The 16,446-nt window shown below is 64.6% G+C and carries 21 protein-coding genes and 5 pseudogenes; 10 read left to right on the top strand and 16 right to left on the bottom strand.

All coding sequences use genetic code 11. The features are described from left to right. Nucleotides 1–160: 160 nt before the first annotated feature. A pseudogene (locus G6N81_RS09335) lies at nucleotides 161–577 on the top strand (transposase); the annotation flags it as partial. A 275-nt stretch (nucleotides 578–852) separates the two neighbouring features. Here the strand turns inward: G6N81_RS09335 and G6N81_RS09340 are convergent. Continuing rightward, nucleotides 853–1,455 (bottom strand): DUF1648 domain-containing protein, encoded by a 603-nt coding sequence (locus tag G6N81_RS09340; protein WP_165136019.1) that lies wholly within the window; start codon nucleotides 1,453–1,455, stop codon nucleotides 853–855. Nucleotides 1,456–1,525: 70 nt separating this feature from the next. On the opposite strand from G6N81_RS09340, the gene G6N81_RS09345 reads away from it, so the two are divergent. Together G6N81_RS09345 and G6N81_RS09350 are read left to right on the top strand one after the other, a co-directional pair. Continuing rightward, entirely contained in the window at nucleotides 1,526–2,005 is a 480-nt protein-coding gene (locus G6N81_RS09345) for an ABC transporter substrate-binding protein (protein ID WP_165136022.1), read from the top strand. 110 nt (nucleotides 2,006–2,115) lie between these two features. Then, nucleotides 2,116–2,487, top strand: coding sequence for a DUF5684 domain-containing protein (locus G6N81_RS09350; protein ID WP_165136025.1), 372 nt, complete (start codon nucleotides 2,116–2,118; stop codon nucleotides 2,485–2,487). Between the two features lie 70 nt (nucleotides 2,488–2,557). Here the strand turns inward: G6N81_RS09350 and G6N81_RS12775 are convergent, their stop codons facing one another. From G6N81_RS12775 to G6N81_RS09390, 10 genes and pseudogenes are all read right to left on the bottom strand, one after another. After that, nucleotides 2,558–2,908: a hypothetical protein gene (locus tag G6N81_RS12775; RefSeq protein WP_241244942.1), complete on the bottom strand. Its 351-nt coding sequence runs from the start codon at nucleotides 2,906–2,908 to the stop codon at nucleotides 2,558–2,560. Nucleotides 2,909–2,992: 84 nt separating this feature from the next. Beyond that, nucleotides 2,993–3,058, bottom strand: a pseudogene (locus G6N81_RS12985) (hypothetical protein); the annotation flags it as partial. Nucleotides 3,059–3,119: 61 nt separating this feature from the next. Beyond that, a pseudogene (locus G6N81_RS09355) lies at nucleotides 3,120–3,584 on the bottom strand (glutaminase); the annotation flags it as partial. Between the two features lie 57 nt (nucleotides 3,585–3,641). Beyond that, nucleotides 3,642–4,103, bottom strand: coding sequence for a DUF2867 domain-containing protein (locus tag G6N81_RS09360; protein ID WP_165136028.1), 462 nt, complete (start codon nucleotides 4,101–4,103; stop codon nucleotides 3,642–3,644). A gap of 158 nt (nucleotides 4,104–4,261) precedes the next feature. Then, nucleotides 4,262–4,981 carry a hypothetical protein gene (locus G6N81_RS09365; protein ID WP_165136031.1) on the bottom strand — a complete coding sequence of 240 codons (720 nt, stop codon included), beginning with the start codon at nucleotides 4,979–4,981 and terminating at the stop codon, nucleotides 4,262–4,264. Beyond that, on the bottom strand, nucleotides 4,978–5,568 hold the full coding sequence (locus tag G6N81_RS09370; RefSeq protein WP_165136034.1) for a signal peptidase I: 591 nt from the start codon (nucleotides 5,566–5,568) through the stop codon (nucleotides 4,978–4,980). Before G6N81_RS09370 ends, G6N81_RS09365 begins: the two co-directional genes overlap by 4 nt. A gap of 2 nt (nucleotides 5,569–5,570) precedes the next feature. Then, entirely contained in the window at nucleotides 5,571–6,056 is a 486-nt protein-coding gene (locus G6N81_RS09375) for a hypothetical protein (RefSeq protein ID WP_165136037.1), read from the bottom strand. 59 nt (nucleotides 6,057–6,115) lie between these two features. Next, entirely contained in the window at nucleotides 6,116–6,706 is a 591-nt protein-coding gene (locus tag G6N81_RS09380; protein WP_165136040.1) for a SipW-dependent-type signal peptide-containing protein, read from the bottom strand. A 27-nt stretch (nucleotides 6,707–6,733) separates the two neighbouring features. After that, nucleotides 6,734–7,270 (bottom strand): alternate-type signal peptide domain-containing protein, encoded by a 537-nt coding sequence (locus G6N81_RS09385; RefSeq protein ID WP_165136043.1) that lies wholly within the window; start codon nucleotides 7,268–7,270, stop codon nucleotides 6,734–6,736. Nucleotides 7,271–7,334: 64 nt separating this feature from the next. Continuing rightward, nucleotides 7,335–7,958: pseudogene (locus tag G6N81_RS09390) on the bottom strand (ISL3 family transposase); the annotation flags it as partial. Here G6N81_RS09390 and G6N81_RS09395 point away from each other — a divergent pair. Next, nucleotides 7,911–8,126 (top strand): annotated as a pseudogene (locus G6N81_RS09395) (SRPBCC domain-containing protein); the annotation flags it as partial. The pseudogenes G6N81_RS09390 and G6N81_RS09395 sit on opposite strands and share 48 nt — an antisense overlap. 99 nt (nucleotides 8,127–8,225) lie before the next feature. Further along, nucleotides 8,226–8,636: a four-helix bundle copper-binding protein gene (locus tag G6N81_RS09400; protein ID WP_165136046.1), complete on the top strand. Its 411-nt coding sequence runs from the start codon at nucleotides 8,226–8,228 to the stop codon at nucleotides 8,634–8,636. 10 nt (nucleotides 8,637–8,646) lie between these two features. Here G6N81_RS09400 and G6N81_RS09405 read toward each other — a convergent pair whose 3' ends face one another. From G6N81_RS09405 to G6N81_RS09420, 4 genes are all read right to left on the bottom strand, one after another. Further along, nucleotides 8,647–8,994, bottom strand: coding sequence for a hypothetical protein (locus G6N81_RS09405; protein WP_206527866.1), 348 nt, complete (start codon nucleotides 8,992–8,994; stop codon nucleotides 8,647–8,649). Nucleotides 8,995–9,111: 117 nt separating this feature from the next. After that, the gene (locus G6N81_RS09410; protein WP_165136049.1) at nucleotides 9,112–9,990 is read right to left on the bottom strand and encodes an aminotransferase class IV; all 879 of its coding nucleotides are present in this window, start codon (nucleotides 9,988–9,990) and stop codon (nucleotides 9,112–9,114) included. A 305-nt stretch (nucleotides 9,991–10,295) separates the two neighbouring features. Further along, the gene (locus G6N81_RS09415) at nucleotides 10,296–11,015 is read right to left on the bottom strand and encodes an aquaporin (RefSeq protein WP_165137877.1); all 720 of its coding nucleotides are present in this window, start codon (nucleotides 11,013–11,015) and stop codon (nucleotides 10,296–10,298) included. 11 nt (nucleotides 11,016–11,026) lie between these two features. Next, the gene (locus tag G6N81_RS09420; RefSeq protein ID WP_165136051.1) at nucleotides 11,027–11,377 is read right to left on the bottom strand and encodes an ArsR/SmtB family transcription factor; all 351 of its coding nucleotides are present in this window, start codon (nucleotides 11,375–11,377) and stop codon (nucleotides 11,027–11,029) included. Between the two features lie 183 nt (nucleotides 11,378–11,560). On the opposite strand from G6N81_RS09420, the gene G6N81_RS09425 reads away from it, so the two are divergent. The 4 genes from G6N81_RS09425 (at nucleotide 11,561) to G6N81_RS09440 (ending at nucleotide 14,897) form a co-directional block, all read left to right on the top strand. Next, nucleotides 11,561–12,859, top strand: coding sequence for an FAD-dependent oxidoreductase (locus G6N81_RS09425; RefSeq protein WP_165136053.1), 1,299 nt, complete (start codon nucleotides 11,561–11,563; stop codon nucleotides 12,857–12,859). Between the two features lie 39 nt (nucleotides 12,860–12,898). Then, on the top strand, nucleotides 12,899–13,759 hold the full coding sequence (locus tag G6N81_RS09430; protein WP_165136055.1) for a metalloregulator ArsR/SmtB family transcription factor: 861 nt from the start codon (nucleotides 12,899–12,901) through the stop codon (nucleotides 13,757–13,759). An 84-nt stretch (nucleotides 13,760–13,843) separates the two neighbouring features. Continuing rightward, on the top strand, nucleotides 13,844–14,254 hold the full coding sequence (locus G6N81_RS09435) for an arsenate reductase ArsC (protein WP_165136057.1): 411 nt from the start codon (nucleotides 13,844–13,846) through the stop codon (nucleotides 14,252–14,254). Nucleotides 14,255–14,264: 10 nt separating this feature from the next. Further along, entirely contained in the window at nucleotides 14,265–14,897 is a 633-nt protein-coding gene (locus G6N81_RS09440; protein WP_165136059.1) for an arsenate reductase ArsC, read from the top strand. On the opposite strand, the gene G6N81_RS09445 is transcribed toward G6N81_RS09440, so the two are convergent. Further along, nucleotides 14,878–15,642 (bottom strand): hypothetical protein, encoded by a 765-nt coding sequence (locus G6N81_RS09445; RefSeq protein WP_165136061.1) that lies wholly within the window; start codon nucleotides 15,640–15,642, stop codon nucleotides 14,878–14,880. The two genes, G6N81_RS09440 and G6N81_RS09445, sit on opposite strands and share 20 nt — an antisense overlap. 80 nt (nucleotides 15,643–15,722) lie before the next feature. Between G6N81_RS09445 and G6N81_RS09450 the strand changes: the two genes are divergently transcribed. Then, nucleotides 15,723–16,442: a GTP pyrophosphokinase gene (locus tag G6N81_RS09450; protein WP_165136063.1), complete on the top strand. Its 720-nt coding sequence runs from the start codon at nucleotides 15,723–15,725 to the stop codon at nucleotides 16,440–16,442. The last annotated feature ends 4 nt before the right edge of the window (nucleotides 16,443–16,446 follow it).

Consider the following 16,446-nt stretch of genomic DNA (forward strand, 5'->3'; position numbering starts at 1 on the left):
TTTCGGCTGGTGCCGACGAGCCGCACCTGGGAGGCGCAGCTACTCCGTCTGCGGGGTGCTTGTCAATGGGGCGCGCGATTCGTGTGCGTCTTGGCATGATGGTCGTGCACGCATGATCGGAGGCCAGCGATGTCCGACAACAACCGACCCAATCCCCGGCAACCGGATCGTGGGGTACTCGATCAGCGACCGGATGACCGCGAAGCTCGCCGTCGATGCCGTCCGCAACGCCGTCGCCCGCCGCGGTGAGATCGCCGGGTGCATCCTGCACGCCGACAGGGGTAGCCCGTTCCGCAGTCGTGCCATGGCCCGCGAGCTACGCCGCCACGACATGGTCGGATCGATGGGCCGTGTCGGCGCCGCCGGGGACAACGCGGCCATGGAGTCGTTCTGGTCGCTCCTGCAGACCAACGTGCTCAACCAGCAGCGCTGGACAACACGGCAGGAGCTGCGTCTCGCGATCGTCGTCTGGATCGAGCGGAAGTACCACCGCCAGCGCGCCCAGGACACCCTCGGCGGGTTGACTCCCATCGAGTTCGAGGCCAAGCTAGCCGAGCCGCTCACACTCGCGGCCTAAACCGAATCTGTCACCAGTTCGTTCCTCACGCCCCGGTGAACGACCGTTTATTGGAAGGCTACAAGCGGCTGGGTTTCGCTGAGGGAAAGGACCGCAGGGTCTATTGGGTGGCCGACGGGAAATGAGAAAGCCTATGCACGGCGCATGGATTCTGGCGCGGGGGACAAGAGATCAACGAAATGGCCGGGCCTGCCCCTGCCTGCCGCGTGGCAGACCGGATTCCTTCTTTCTTTCATTCAATTGAGAGGTTTCAGCAGCTGGCGGGTCCAGATGGGTCAGAGCTTGAACATCCGCAGGATGAAGAAGGCCGCGGATCCCAGAACCAGGGCCAGGCCGATCCATATTGCCGGGCTCGCCGGCCAGTCCCCGGCGATACTGCCCAGAATAATGACGTGGACCACTGCCAAGCTGAACACCATCCATACCATCATCTGCACAGAGTTCTTGTAGTGGGCCTGGATGTTGTCTTCGGTGACCTTTCCTAGGTCGTAGTTATAGATCCGGGGGTAGCGGGTCAGGACAGCGCAACCGATGATCGTGGTAAGCGTCAGGAAGGCGACGAACAGCATCTCCCATGGTGAGCCGTAGCGGTTGACTGAACCGTCTGCCGAGAAGTGCATCGGAACCTGCTCTGGCATCGAAGGGATGCGTGCCACCATCCAGAGGGTGTAGCCGATAGAAACCACCACACTGCTGTACAGCAGGAATCGGTGCAGTGGATCGAGTGTGAAGGTGGGCTGGGGGCGGCTTCGCATCGTGGGGTAGTGCAGCACGCCGTCCTCATCGCGGAAAGGTACCCCACGGCGAAGTGCTTCGACGTAGTTGCTGACAGGCTTACGATCCTTGTTGTCTTTTGTGTCCTCGGCTTGCTTGGCCATCTTCGTCCTCTCTGAATATCGCCCTTCAACTACTATCCCAATCCAGGTGCCACGCTCAACTGGAAGGGCCGTGAACCGAGAGAATGAGGCGCAGCAGCAGCTCGACGCTCTCGATCAGCGCTTGGACGATCTCCGCGAGCGGGTTGCCGCGGCCGGGCTGGGAGACAAGCCCGTTTCCGTGCTTCGCGTGAGCCCGGACGGAAACCGTTCGATCCGGGTGGGCACATCGGAGAGCATCGCATTCCGTGCGCTCGGAATAGCGCAGCCTGAGGCGCAGACGGACCCGGAGGAGTTCCGCATCGACGTCAGCGAAGAGAACCTTGACGTCCTCGACGGCGCAGACACGCTGTTCGTCTACGTTGACGACACAGCTGAGGCTGAACGTGAGCGGATCGAATCCTCGCCCCTGTGGAATAGACTTCCTGCTGTGCAGGCCGATCGCGTGCACTTCGTGAGTTCTGGAGTCTGGAACAGTGCGGACATTATCGGCTTCGGAAACATTCTCGATGACATCGAGGAGTTCTTTATCGAGCCAGGCGAATCCGAATAGGTGCGGAACCATCTGATGCGGGAGAATAGTCGTTGTCGGATGGGTCTCTAGACCCGCGTCTTGCCGACGGATATCTTCAGAAGAAGACGTCAGAGAAAGGACGTGAAGACATGGATTCCATTACTGACATGGCGGGCCTCGGCGCACTGTACGGCGCAGGTGGTGTCGTCGGAGTTATTTGTTACATTATCGTCGCAATCGCGTTGTGGAAGGTGTTCACGAAGGCCGGTCTGCCGGGCTTCTTGGCGATCATCCCGATCGTGAACCTGTTCGCTCTCGTCAAGGTGAGCGGACTGAAGATCTGGTGGGGGTTGCTGTACTTGGTCCCCATCGTGAACATCGTCTTCGCGATCATCGTCGCGCTCAAGGTCGGAGAGCGTTTCGGTAAGGGCGGAGCGTTCTCGTTCTTCTTGCTCTTCCTGTTCCAGTTCATCGGCTACCTCATCCTCGGCTTCGGCGACGCGCGTTACCGCCAGCCCTAAGGACTTCAGCACGATGCCCCCTCCGCACGGAGGGGGCATCGTGCTGAAGTGGTGCGGTGGGGAGACTGCGTCAGCCGCGCACGGCGCTTGCGACATCAGGGAACGACGTGGGGACGTACCCGCCGCGTGCCTGCTCGCCCCGCACAAGCTCACCCGTGCCGGTTTCGGCGGCGCCAAGTACGCCCCAAGGATCGACGATCCGCACGTCGTGGCCGTCAACGTGAAGGCGGCGAATGCCCTCGAGCATCATGCGCCTGGCGATGTCGTTCGTGCGGTGCACGCGATCGAGATCGATGACGACCGGTGGGTCGCCTGCTGGTTCCTGTTCGAACACTCGCAGCACGTGTTCGGCCTCAACGATGTGCAGGTCGCCCATGATTTCGTGCACCGCGACGCCATCGCTCTCATGCCGCCTCGACACGGAACGGGAGGATTCCGTTGCGGTCATGAGGTGCAAGCCCAGGTCTTGGTTCATACGCTCGAACAGGCGAACTCCGCGGGTGCTGTTGCCATGCGGGTCGAGACGGGGCGAAAACACGGCCATGGCAAGCTGGCCGGGCAGCACGCCCATCAGCCATCCGGGCGAGGTCGCGCACGGTCACCGACGCCGAGCACTGGCGGGTGTAGCCGCGGACGATGTCGCTGGGATCGCCCTCCAGCGTGCCAGCGTTGCGCAGCATGTAGGCGAGGCCCATGTTGCGGTCGGCTTCGGAGAGCTCCGATTCGAAGACATCCTCCGCGATCGAGAGGGTGCGTCCCGCGAGGCGGCTGTACAGGTCCAGGATCCGACCGACGCGAGCATCAGCGTCATCACCTCGCACGAGGGCGTGGGCACCGATGGCGCCCGCGTTGATAATGGGGTTTCTGGGTTTTCCGGTCTCGGGATCGAGGGAAATCTCGTTGAAGGCGTCGCCGGAGGGCTCGACGTCGATGTAATCGAGAACATGATCGAGCCCGTGATCCGCTATGGCGATCGCAAGCCGATCCGGGTTCGCGTTCGCGAGCTCGGGAATATAGGCGGCGACTTCTCCTCCGTCCTCACCGAGGGAATCGAGCAGGTACTGGACGTAATCGACCATGGGGGTCTGCATGGCCATGAGTGTGTCACGGAAGCACGCGACGCTCCAGGAGTCGGCGTGCGCGGAGAGTCAGGCTTATCGGCGCGTCAGCGTCCGCCGCGCGCGGCGGAGCATCGCGTGGACGACGATCGGGTGCAGCAGGCTGACGACGGCGTAGTACAGCCGTCCCCGCCAGTTGTGCAGGCGCACGATCGTGGTGACTCGCACGATGGCAGCGGCGTCGTCAACGCCAACGGCTAGGCGGAACTCGAGGTGATCATCGTCGAAGCTGAGGAGTGCTTCGTCACCCACCACTTCCCTGACCTCGAAGACGCCGGACGGGGCGGGCCGAAGGGCGAGCAGAGGGGCCAGCGCGGCACGCAGAACGAACAGAGCGCGCACGGGGGCGGGGACTCCATTGATCGCGAACATCGTCTCGGCCCATTCGCGCGGATCGCGTGAGGCCGTCGGCGGGAGCGATGCCAGGATCACATCGCCGTAGTCGAAGCGTCCCTCGCCGATGGCGAGGCTTGAGAAGGCGGGCAGCGGCTCGGTCATGATCCTCCGAAGGTCGGCGTGTGCGTCCAGAGTATCGGTGATGCGGACACCGGTGATGGTCGTTGCAAGTGAACCGCGTGGCTGCCAGGCTGACCGAGGGGATGCCCCCGAGCGCGCTCCGTGCTCTGAGTGCTCAATAGGCAGGTTCGAGACGGTCGTTACGAACGTTTCCCGAGCCTGCCGTGTGATGTACCGCGACCAATCGTCGCTCGTGGACGGCCGAACAACAGCGCCGTCATCCCCGCTGTGATCGCCGCCAGCGCCCACCAGAGTCCGGTCGCGGTTCCGCCGGTGACAGGGAGCGGCTCATCGGGATCACCGGGTTGGTCTCCCGGTTCGCTCGGAATGATCGCTTCGTCGTGTGCCAGTGTCACGCGCAGAGCGAAGGATGCGCGATCCACGTGCAGATCCGCACCCGACGTGGCATCGTGCGGAAAGACCAAGGCGATATCGAGGGCGACGACCTGCGTGGGATCGACGCGGGAGCCGTAAAGCTGGGCGTCCGACAGCTCAGAGAACGACACCTCGACGCTGGCGGCACCTTGCTCGCGCACAACGAGGGCGAGCTCGTCGTAGAACGGATCCGGCGAGCTCGACGCCAGGGCGACGTCTTCGGCGATAATCGTCAGCGTCGCCGCGTCCTCAGAGTCGTTGCGCACGAACAACGTCGTCATGAGCACGTCGCCCGGAACCAACGTCGCCGGCTCGAATAGTGCTGGCAGGTCGTCGTGCCAGGTGACCCCGTCGTAACTCAGGCGCAATTGCGATGCAACGGGGGAATCGGCGGCGTACGCGTCGTCCACGGATATCGTCGACGCCATCGAGAGCAGGAGCGCGGTTGCCGAGAGTGCGGTAGCGGCGCTACGCGAGAGCCTCATCCCGGTTGCCTTCTCATCAGTGCGCGGAGGAGGGTGAAGACGGCATAGCCGATGAGGAGTCCCCCGAGTGCTCCGACGATCCAGCCCCGCTCCGTAACGCCGAATAAGGTGGTGACGTATCCCACGTAGGGCACGGAGTAGACCACCTTGCCCATCACCTGGTCTCCCACAATCGGCTGGTCGTCTGCGCCGTTGTTGTCGCCGCGCGTCGTGAACGTAAGGCCACCGTCGGCCTGGTATCCGACTTCGACGATGCGGTGTGTCACGAGCATCGGGTCGTCGGAGACCGGCTGGAACGTCACGACGTCTCCGATCGCCAGAGTCTCCGGGTCGACGGACTGCGAGACCACCAGGGTGCCCGGGGGCAAGACCGGCTCCATCGACGAGGTAAGCACGGCGAGGGGAACGGCCCCGATCAGCCGTGGGATAACGAGCACGAGTGCGACGACGGCCATGACCAGCGCGAACACGACCCACCCGATGAAACGCAACAGTCCTCGCCACGGGCGAGGTTGTGTGTGCTCGATCGGCGCCTCAGCGTCGCATTCGCCGAGCTTGTCGGCCGGGGTCGGTGCGTGCTGCGTCATGATCAGGTCTGGCAGTAGCTCTGGCTGAGGTCCGGCTGAGGATAGATCGTGATCGTGTTGCTCTTGGGGCCCAGCCAACCGCTGGCGTAGACCGGTCGCACATACACTTCCATCGGTGAGTTGTCGGGCGGCAGGTTGTAGAACTCGGTGCCGCGGCTGTGGAACAGGTAGTTGTACTGACTCTGATCGTCCAACGGCGCGGAACTGGGTGCCCACAACTGGTCCCGTGTCACGCCGCCGACGGTCCGGTAGACCCTGAAGTTGCTGAACACCGGCGCGATCTGATCGCGGTACAGATACTGCACGACCTGAAAGTCCGCGCCGATGCTGTGCGCGTTTCCGTTGTGAAACTCTGGTCCTCGGCAACTCAGCCATCGCCCGTTACTCACGGTGATTGCCGGGTAGCCCGCCGTGGCGGAGACCGAGGCTTGTGCGTTCGCCGACCATTGCGCCGAAGCGGGGGGCGCTAGTGCGCCCGCAGCGATCATGAGGAGCGCCGCGAGCGGCAGCTGCCATCGCCGCCGTCTACGCGATTGATCCCGCGCGCTCATCGGGTGCCCTCACCCGTCGCGGTGATGGTGAAGGTCGTCGCCGCCCCGCTGAGCTCGATGCCGCCGACGTCGGGCGGAGTTCCAGTTGGGATCGTGAACCGTATGCACAAGTGGGTCGTCGCGGAATCCGCAGCCGGAGCAACGAGTGACTCGGTTACGACCAGTGCGCTCAGTTCTGTGAAGCCCCCACCGCTGCCGTACACCTGCATCCCGTCGGGTAGTCCGGTGGATGCGCAGGAGGCTCCCGCATCGCTCTGGGTGAAGACCTGAGCGTCAATGATGCCGTACAGCGTCGACGAGGCCGACGAGGTGTCAGAGAGGGTGGCTGCGAGCGTGTAGTCGAGCCCGAGATTGCCGGATGCCTGGCCGGCGAGCGCGATCTTCGTGGCGATGACGCCACCAGGGTAGAGACCGCTTAACGGTCCGATCGTCACCTGTGATTGCCCGTTCATCGTGAGTTCCAGGGTGCCCGAGTTAACGGTGGTGCCTTCGACGGTCTCGGAATCGTTCCACAGCGCCGCAGTCGTGCCGGTCCCCACGAGGAGGACCAGCACGACCGCTGCGATGGTGACGGCGAGACGTTTCAAACGGGCTTCCGTATCCGGGCGCGGGCGTTACCGGGCGTCCTGCTCTAGGGTGATTGTCATATCGCCTAGGTTGATGCTCTCGCCCTGCGCGGTCGTGCCCGGTGTGCTCTCATCGAACTCGATCGTCACGGTCACGTTGATCACCTCGCCATCGTCGGCGCTCGTGATGGCCCCACCGGTAACCGGCTCACCGTCGTCATATGTGAACGTCTGGGTGACCGTAGTCGCTGCGAGCAATGCCGCATCACCGTTAGCCTCGACCGGATCAGACACACCGAGGGTGGCTGAAAGGTTGTCTCCCGATGCGCCGACAGTGAAGGCGGCCGTGTACTCGATCGTGTCTCCGGGCACGATGAGGAAGTCCTCGATCGTGATCGGGTCCGCGGTCGAGTCCGAGATGTCGTTCCACGCGGGGTCGCCCGATGGCGTGAGTGCCAGGGTGCCGGAGTTCACCGTGCCCCCGTTCACGGTTGCCGAATCGCTCCACAAAGCGAACGTGGTCCCGCCTGTAAGCAACACGACACCGAGTGCTCCCGCGATCGTGGCTTTGGTCACTTTCTTCATGCCTGCCCCTCCTCCATGATGATTTAGGTGGGCACTATAACACGACTTGATGTTGATACTGGTAATTGCCGCTGCCGGGTCGGTCAAAGAACGCGAGCACGTCGGCGGCGCGTTGCTTGAGGGTCCTGCCGAGGCGGCGGATCTCGACGAGGTCCGCGGGAACCCCGTTGGTGACCGAGGCGATCACGGCGCGCATCATGACTTTGCCTGTCTGCTTGTCGGGTTCACGGTAGGCGGCGACCATGCGCTGGTAGATATCCCAGGTCGTTTTGACCTCGACATGCTCCGGGGTCGCGAAGATGGCTTCTAACCGTGCGCGCTGCTTCGTGGTGAGCAGGTTCGCCCCGGTATGCAGGGTCCGGCGGGCGCGGTAGAGCGGGTCGCCCGCGCGACCGCGGTGACCGAGGGTGGCTTGCTGAATGCGTTGCCGGCACCGGTCCAGGGCGTCGCCAGCGAGACGGACGACGTGGAAGGGATCCATCACCGGGACCGCGTCGGGGAGCTCCTCCGCAGCGGCGGCCTTGAACCCGGTGAATCCGTCCATCGCGAGGTTGCTGACGCGGTTGGTGACATCTCCTGATTCGAGTGGGAGCGCGAAGACGGGCAGGAGCGCTTCGGCTTCACGGGAGAGCTCCTCGCTCAGGACGCGCCGTACCGTGAGGTGACCACCGAACAGCTGATCGGACAGGAGGGCCCGCCGGCGATCAACGAGCTCACGCTCACCCCCGTCGACGGGGGAACGCTGCTCACCCTCGTCATTACCTATCCCGATGCCACGGTACGCGAGAGCGTTCTTGCCACGGGAATGGCCGACGGGATGGAAACGAGCTACGCCCGCCTGGAATCGGTGATGTAGGCGATCACGCACCCCATCGACACGGCTCTGCCCCGCGGTCTATTCTGGCCGCGGGGCAGAGCCATTGCTCGTCCCTTCTCGACACGATTGAGGTGCACGATGGACTCGATGATGATGGACGCCATGTCCAAGGACATGAAGATGATGCCCGGCATGGACATGATGGACATGTCCGTTTTGCAGGAGTGCATGGACGCGTGTTCGGCGGCCGAGCAGGCAGCCACCATCTGCAGTACACAGATGATGGACGACTGTTCGCCGATGTGTATGAACTGCGCCGATATGTGCCACACCATGATGCGCACCATGATGCGGATGCAGGGAATGACGCCCGGCGCAATGATGTCGATGCTCGACGCGACGATCGCGATGTGTCAGGTCTGCATGAGCGAGTGCATGGCGCACGCCGACGAGAGCATGGCGTGCAAGATGTGCGCTCAGGCCTGCCAGGCCTGCATGGACGCCTGCATGAAGATGAAGGACATGATGGCAGACGCCGTCGCGGCCTGACCTTCTCGAATTACGCTGCGCGCACGTTGAACTGAGCGCGACCCACCGCGAGCACCTGATACCGCTCGTGGAGGGCGATGGGCGTGCCCGCGGGCGCCTCGAGCGCCGCTCCGGAGCCATTCCACAACGTGTGCGCTGTTCCGTCGAGCCCGCGAATCACGATGTCGCCGCGGATGGCGTCAGCTTGCTCGACGATGCCGTCGACCCAGCCGAGGGGCGTTGCGGACGCCAATCGCGCCTGGATCAGGGACAGCGAGTGGCCCGGAGCTTCCGAGGAGCACGCGTCGCCAAACTCGCACATGCACTCAACACGCTCACGCACCTCGAAGGGGCGGGTGTGGTGCAGGGGCGTCGACACGATGGGTTCCTTTCGAACGGGTTGCGACAACGGTAAACGTGTGTCGACCCCGAGGGAACCGTTGATGACACGCCGCGAAACAATACGTTCAGCGGCGTCACAGAGCGCGTCGAACGGCTAGTCGCGGCGCGCGAGAAGGAAGGCGTTGATCGAGTCAGTGAGGGCGTGATCGATCGTCAGCGGATCGCCGTCCAGCGATATCAGCGGTGTCGCCAGTCGCACGCTCGACGTGAACCAGGCGGCGTCCGCGCCGAGCAGGTCGCTTCGCGTGTACCGGCCGTATTCGGTGGTGTAGCCCTGCTGCTTCGCCCACCGGAACACGGCGCGCTGGGTGGTGCCGTGCAGGATTCCGATGCCGGGATCGGGGGAGCAGAAGGTCGTCCCCCGGCGAAAGACGAGGGTCGACTGCGGGGCCTCCATGAGGAAGCCGTCGCTTGTTGTCCAGAGCATGTCATCTGCGCCGCGCCGCTTCGCCTCGCGCAGTGAGGCCATGTTCATGGCGTACGACAGGGTCTTCGCGCCGAATAGCATCCATCGCTCGCGTGCCACGTAGCTGGCGGGGAAGCCGCGGTCGCCGGCGATCACCGCGAGGCCCGTTGAGCGGGCGTCGGAGAAGTCGGCCGTTTCGCTCAGCACGGCCCAGGCGTGCGGCTCGGACCGGTCCATGCCTCCGCGGCTGACGACGAGCTTCAGCCAGGACTCCACGCCGGGTGTTGCCCGCGCTGCGATACGTCGGCAGATGGTCGCAAGCTGATCGAGGTCGGGCTCCGGGAGCTCCAGGAGGGCGCAGCTCTCCGCCAGGCGCGCGAGGTGATCGTCTGTTGCCTGCAGCGCTCCGGCGATCACGCCGAATGCCTCGAACGCCCCGTCCCCGCGTTCGGCGGCGGCGTCCATCACAGAGATCAGCGATGCGTCTACGTGGTGCGGCGTGAGATCCGGGGAAACGTCAGGCCGACCTGCGACGGGGAAGGGGAAGCGAAACGTGACGGCGCTCATGCCTTCATTCTCGTGTGATTTCGGTCGTGACACGCAGCGACGCCCCGCATGTGTGCGGGGCGTCGCCGGTGTCGTGGTCGGTCGCTGCGGTAATCAGAACTCGTCGCCCTCGGCCTGTGAGGGGTGACGTTCGAACCACTGGGGGCGTCCGACGAAGAGGTCGGCATCGGAATCGTAGTCGCGTTCGTTCATGGCGCATCTCCTTTGATCGCTGTCCACATCAGCGGGAAGAACTGCTGATACACACGATCATGCGCCGATATCGCCGCTTTCAACCGCGAAATTCGCGGAAAGAATACGAGATCTTACGATTTCGTCAGGTGTCGCGGGGTCAGCCAAGCGGCGATCGTTCCGCCGATGATTCCTCCCACGATCTGCGCGCCAATAAACGGGAGTGCGGATGTCGGTGCGATGCCGGCGAAGGAGTCGCTGAACATGCGCCCCACCGTGATGGCGGGATTGGCGAAACTGGTCGACGCGGTGAAGAAATACGCCGCACCGATATAGGCGCCGACGGCGGGGGCGGCCAGGGACCCGCGCCCGGATCGCACCAACAGAAAAATCACCAGAACAAGCCCTGCCGTGGCGACGGTTTCGGACAGGAGGTTCGATCCTGTCGCGCGTTCGGTCGTCGACCAGGAGACGGCGGTCTCGGCGAACATGAGGTTGGCCATGATGGCGCCGCCGATGCATCCCGCGACCTGTGCGGGGAGATAGGTGGTGGCCTGACGCCAGCTGGTTTCTCCCGTGGCCGCGGCGACGGCCGAGACGACGGGGTTGAAGTGTGCGCCGGAGATCGGGGAGAACATCATGATCAGTACGGACAGGCCCAGCGCCGTGGCGAAGGAGTTCTGCAGGAGCTGCAGCCCGACATCGTTCGGCGAGAGGCGTGCGGCCATGATCCCCGAGCCGATCACGATCGCGGCAAGCAGGGCCGAGCCGATGAACTCGGCGCCGAGCTCGCGTGCCAGCTGCGGGGGGTGTGGGTGGGAGGTGCGTCCCCGGACGGGAACGGTGCGGGCCAGCTGCGTTTCGCTCACGGCTTCAGCATCCCGGCGATGTCATCGAGAGCGCCGGGAATGAGGGCGTAGTACGCCCATGTTCCGCGCTTGGAGCGCGACAGAAAGCCGGCGTCGGTGAGGATCTTCAGGTGGTGAGAAACGGTGGGCTGGCTGAGGCCGACGGGGTTGGTCAGATCGCACACGCACGCCTCGTGTTCCTGGCTGGACGCCACGATCGACAGCAGGCGCAGGCGCGTGGGGTCGGCGAGCGCTTTGATGCGTCGCGCGAGGTCTGCGGCGTCATCGGCCGCGATGGGCTCGCGCACGAGGGGCGCACAGCATGAGACGGGAACCGTCTCGTTCAGCAGGGGCAGGGTCGTGGCCATGCATCGATAGTATTCGATATTGACAGACTTCGATATAGAGCTCAGGATGGACCCTGCATCGAAGAACGTCGATGCACGGTGTGAAAGGACACGACATGAACGCGATCGACATCCTGGACGAGGCCTGCTGTCCCACGCGCATGGCTTGCTGCGACCTCGAGAACTGCTGCTGAGGTTTCGCTCATGATTCTTCTTGACCTCACGCCCCGCACCGTGTCCGCATCTCGGCTCGACGGGCTGCCCGTTGCGATTATCGGCGCAGGGCCGACGGGGCTGGCCGCGGCCGCTCATCTGGCCGAGCGTGGCATCGACTTCGTGGTTTTCGAGCGTGGGGACGGTCCGGGTGCCGCCGTGCGCGACTGGGGGCACACGCGTTTGTTCACCCCGTGGGAGCATCTCATCGACTCGGCGTCTGGCCGCCTTCTGGAGGAATCGGGATGGCAGCGTCCGCGCGACGGCGTTTCTCCTCACGGACGTGAGCTCGTCGAGCAATACCTGGAGCCGCTCGCCGCACACCCGGCGATTGCACCGCACCTGCGCTACGGCGTTGACGTTCGCACGGTCGCGCGCGAAGGAGCCGATCGCACGCGTTCCCGCGGCCGTGCCGCCGCGCCCTTCGTTCTCCGCATCGCGCATACGGACGGCTCGATGGTCGACGTCACGGCTCGGGCAGTGATCGACGCCTCGGGCACCTGGGCCACGCCAAACCCCCTCGGTTCCAGCGGTCTGGATCCGCTCGGGCTGGAGAGCGTCGCGGATCGCGTTGTTCCCGCGCTCCCCGATGTGCTCGGCGAAGACTCCAGCCGTTTTGCTGGACGCCATACGACCGTTGTGGGGGCCGGGCATTCCGCCGCCAATACCCTGATCGCGCTGGCATCACTCGCGCTACGTGTGCCGGAAACACGGATTAGCTGGCTCATTCGTGGCCGCAGCGCGCACCGAATTCAGCTCGCGGATGACGAGCTCGAGGGCCGCGGCAAACTGGGAGAGCGACTCGATGGGCTCGTGAAGGCGGGCAGGGTGGATGTCGTTGACGAATTCGAGATCGCTCGTGTCGAGCCACGGGGTGAGGGTGTCCGCATCCACGGCCGCCGCGGTGATGGCAGGGGAACGCACGATACCGATCTCATCGTTGCGGCAACCGGCTTTCGCCCCAACCTCGACATGTTGCGCGAGGTGCGCCTGGATATCGACGACATCGTGGAGGCTCCGCGCCGCCTTGCCCCGCTCATCGACCCGAACGTGCACTCGTGCGGAACGGTTGAGGCGCATGGATACCGCGAGCTGAGCCACCCCGAGCAGGGTCTGTTCATCGTGGGGATGAAGAGCTATGGACGCGCCCCCACCTTCCTTCTGAAAACCGGCTACGAGCAGATCCGTTCTGTTGTGGCGTGGATCGACGGCGATGCGGAAGCGGCCGGCCGCGTTGATCTCACGCTTCCCGCAACCGGCGTGTGTGACGTGAATGGCGGCTGCTGCTGAGGGCGGAAACGTTGAGCGGTGACGCATAGACTCTCGCCTATGGATGAGTCTCGGATCGTGTACGCCGTTGCTGATCCCACGCGGTCCCGGATTCTTCGTTTGATCCTCGAGAGTCCCGATCAACGCGCCTCGGTGACGCCGCTCGCAAACGAACTCGGCCTGCGCCAGCCCACCGTGAGCCACCATCTGGCGGCGCTCGCCGAGGTGGGCGTTGTCGCGGGCGTCAAAGAGGGGCGACGTGTCTGGTACTCGGTTGTGCCCGCCCTGCGCGACCGTGTCACCGCCCTCGTCGGTGTGGAGACAGGGGAGAGGTTCGATCGCGATCGGGCGATCGATGACCTTGCCGTGCGCTTTACCGGCGTCCACGCGCGAGAAACCGTCGCCGCGTGCCTCGATGAATCGGTGGCACTTCTGACGTCAGCGGGGCATCGCGAACGGGTCGGGGCGAAGGCCGCGGCGTTTGCGGCGTCCCGCCTCGACGCCGGCGCGGGGCGCCGCGACGGCATTCCCGAGTTGCTGTTCGTGTGTGTGGGCAATGCGGGCAGATCCCAGATGGCAGCGGCGATCGCCCGGCACCTCTCAGGTGACCGGTTGCGGGTGCGCACGGCCGGATCGGAACCCGGCACGGAACTCTCTGGCGCGATCGTGCGCGTGCTCGGGGAGATTGGCGTGCCGGTGGGCGGGGAATTTCCCAAGCCGCTGACGGATGAGGTTGTTCGCGCGGCTGATGTTGTTGTCACGATGGGGTGCGGTGATGCGTGCCCGGTGTACCCCGGCAAGCGCTACCTCGACTGGGATCTCGGCAAGATCGCGGCGCTGCCCGAAGACGGCCTCCGGCGGGTGCGCGACGATGTCGCCACGCGGGTGCGAGATCTTCTGGGGCAGATGCTGGCCGCGTGAGGTTCGTCATCGAACGTTCACCGTGCGTTCTTGCCCAATCCATAGATGGCAATCTATGCTTAGGGTGACCCCGAGGAGGCCACCATGGCACACACCCCCACCGTTCTTTTCGTCTGCGTGCACAACGCCGGACGCTCGCAGATGGCCGCCGGCTGGCTCCAGCACGTCGCGGGGGACCGCGTTCAGGTGCTCTCCGCCGGAAGCGCACCCAAAGACCAGATCAACCCCGTCGCGGTCGAGGCCATGGCAGAGATCGGTGTCGACATCGCCGGCAACTCGCCCAAGGTGCTCACCACCGAGGCCGTCAAGGAATCGGACGTCGTCATCACGATGGGCTGCGGCGACGCCTGCCCGATCTTCCCCGGCAAGCGCTACGAAGACTGGAAGCTTGACGACCCCGCAGGCCAGGGCATCGACGCCGTTCGTCCGATCCGCGACGAGATTCGCTCCCGCATCGACGCCCTCGTGGCCGAGATTGCCCCCGTCGCGGCCTGAGCCGACGATCATGGATCAGCCGCACGGGCTTCTCGACCCCCACGCCGTTCTGACGCGCGCGGCAGAACGACTGGCCGACCGTTTCGAGGGCATCGTCGGGCCCGAGACGGTGGAGCGCGTCGTGTTCGAGTCGTATGCTGCGCTCGCCCGCTCGGCGCGCGTGACCGATCTGCTTCCCGCCCTCGCGGAGAAGTTCGCCGGCGACCGTCTCACGGCGCTCGGTCAGTCACAGGGCCTCGTCGCCAAGCCGCACCCCGAGGTGCTGTACGTGTGCGTGCAGAACTCCGGTCGTTCCCAGATGGCTGCGGCCCTCACCGCGCACATCGCGGGTGATCGCGTTCACGTGCGCTCTGCCGGATCGCAGCCGGGGGAATTCATTCTGCCCAGCGTGCGCACTGTGCTCGAAGAGCTCGGGATTGATCTCGAAACCGAGTTCCCCAAGCCGCTGACCGACGACGTTGTGCGCGCCGCCGACGCCGTGATCACGATGGGCTGCGGTGACGCTTGCCCCATCTACCCCGGCAAGCGCTACGAAGACTGGTCGCTCGACGACCCCGAAACCCTTCGCCTTGACGACGTGCGCCGTGTGCGCGACGAGATCCGCGAACGCGTCGAAAAGCTCGTCAGCGAGCTGGTGGGGTAGCGGGCTCGGAGGCTGGGGTATCGCGGACGGTTGACCGTGTACGCGAGTCGATCATGATCGCGACCCCCAGCGCCACGGCACCGATGCCGCAGGCAATGAGCGCGCTCGGTACGGCGGTGACATCCGAGGGGTAGCAGCCCCACCCAAGCGGAATCCCGTGCCACGTTTGGTCCGTTGGTCCGCGCTGAGGGTCGCTGCCAGGGCAGACGCCGGAATCTGGGCCCGGAATCCAGGCGAGCATCACCCCGATGATCGCTGCGGCCGCTCCACTGATCAGCACCGCCGTGCCGTGCGGACGCAACAAGGGTGCATGGGTGATCCGCGCCGTTTTTGCTGCGGCGATGGCACCGGCGCCGATCCACAACGGTCCGCCGCCGCCGATGAACAATACGGAAGCGATTGCCGTCACCGGCACGAACCCGAGAAGTGCCGACGCCACACTAGATCGCGGGACAGCATCGATCAGCACAACAGCAATGGCCGCGCCGACGACCCCGATCACTGATGCCGACAACGCCCGCCAATAGATCTGCTGGCGCGTTGTGACGCGACGCATCAACGGCCACGCGGCCAGAATCCCGAGCGCTGCCGTGGGCCCGCTGATCGCGAGAAGCGACATCGCGCTCCGGGCATCACCGCCGAGCGTCGAGACGACCGTGACGATTCCGAGGGCAACAACGTAAGGTGCGCCGATTGCGATGGCCGCGACTGCGAGCGCGCGGCGCAGCGAGTTCTGTGTCGTCACCCTTCGACGCTAGCCCCACTCACAGCTTGTGCATAGATACCCATAGCCGGGGCATGGGCGGGGGCCGTAGGGTGCGAACCATGACTGAGCTCACCGTCGACGACCAGACGATCGCCCTGGCGCGAGAGTTGCGAGACGACATGCAGCGCTTCCTCAACGAGTACCGATTCGGAATGCGAGAGATCGAGACCAAGCTCGAGATCCTGCGTGACGACTTCGAGCACGAGTACGACTACAACCCCGTCGAGCACCTCTCGAGCCGCGTGAAGAGCGTCGACTCGATCATCGACAAGGTGGAGCGCCGGGGAGTTGAGCCCTCGTTCGAGGCGATCCGCGAGCACATCACCGACATCGCGGGTGTGCGGGTCACCTGTAGTTTCGTCAGCGACGCGTACCGGTTGTTCGACCTGCTCAGCCGCCAGGACGACGTGGACGTGCTCGTTGTAAAGGACTACATCGCCAACCCCAAGTCCAACGGATATAAGAGCCTGCACGCCATCATCCAGATTCCCGTCTTTCTGCCCCGCGGCACGGTTCGGGTTCCGGTAGAAGTTCAGTTCCGCACGATCGCCATGGATTTCTGGGCCAGCCTCGAGCACAAGATCTACTACAAGTACGAAAAGCGCGTTCCCCAGCACCTTCTCGACGATCTGCACGCCGCGGCAATCACCGCGAGCGATCTGGACGAACGCATGGAACGCCTGCACCGTGAAATCCGCGGCAGCGAAGACCCTGTTGCCCGTATCGCCTCCCCGTTGCAACTGTTGCGCGCGGGTCTCAGCGAGACCATCCGTGCATGAACCT

The organism is Microbacterium amylolyticum, from assembly GCF_011046975.1.
Taxonomy (GTDB): Bacteria; Actinomycetota; Actinomycetes; order Actinomycetales; family Microbacteriaceae; genus Microbacterium; species Microbacterium amylolyticum.

Bases quoted from the DNA above. Each gene is read 5' to 3' on its own strand.
- G6N81_RS09375 (WP_165136037.1), bottom strand. From the start codon at position 6,056: ATGATCGCTGCGGGCGCACTAGCGCCCCCCGCTTCGGCGCAATGGTCG.
- G6N81_RS09350 (WP_165136025.1), top strand. From the start codon at position 2,116: ATGGATTCCATTACTGACATGGCGGGCCTCGGCGCACTGTACGGCGCA.
- G6N81_RS09430 (WP_165136055.1), top strand. From the start codon at position 12,899: ATGGATGAGTCTCGGATCGTGTACGCCGTTGCTGATCCCACGCGGTCC.
- G6N81_RS09365 (WP_165136031.1), bottom strand. From the start codon at position 4,981: ATGAGGCTCTCGCGTAGCGCCGCTACCGCACTCTCGGCAACCGCGCTC.
- G6N81_RS09385 (WP_165136043.1), bottom strand. From the start codon at position 7,270: ATGAAGAAAGTGACCAAAGCCACGATCGCGGGAGCACTCGGTGTCGTG.
- G6N81_RS09400 (WP_165136046.1), top strand. From the start codon at position 8,226: ATGGACTCGATGATGATGGACGCCATGTCCAAGGACATGAAGATGATG.
- G6N81_RS09435 (WP_165136057.1), top strand. From the start codon at position 13,844: ATGGCACACACCCCCACCGTTCTTTTCGTCTGCGTGCACAACGCCGGA.
- G6N81_RS09420 (WP_165136051.1), bottom strand. From the start codon at position 11,377: ATGGCCACGACCCTGCCCCTGCTGAACGAGACGGTTCCCGTCTCATGC.
- G6N81_RS09440 (WP_165136059.1), top strand. From the start codon at position 14,265: ATGGATCAGCCGCACGGGCTTCTCGACCCCCACGCCGTTCTGACGCGC.
- G6N81_RS09370 (WP_165136034.1), bottom strand. From the start codon at position 5,568: ATGACGCAGCACGCACCGACCCCGGCCGACAAGCTCGGCGAATGCGAC.
- G6N81_RS09450 (WP_165136063.1), top strand. From the start codon at position 15,723: ATGACTGAGCTCACCGTCGACGACCAGACGATCGCCCTGGCGCGAGAG.
- G6N81_RS09360 (WP_165136028.1), bottom strand. From the start codon at position 4,103: ATGACCGAGCCGCTGCCCGCCTTCTCAAGCCTCGCCATCGGCGAGGGA.
- G6N81_RS09410 (WP_165136049.1), bottom strand. From the start codon at position 9,990: ATGAGCGCCGTCACGTTTCGCTTCCCCTTCCCCGTCGCAGGTCGGCCT.
- G6N81_RS09425 (WP_165136053.1), top strand. From the start codon at position 11,561: ATGATTCTTCTTGACCTCACGCCCCGCACCGTGTCCGCATCTCGGCTC.
- G6N81_RS09340 (WP_165136019.1), bottom strand. From the start codon at position 1,455: ATGGCCAAGCAAGCCGAGGACACAAAAGACAACAAGGATCGTAAGCCT.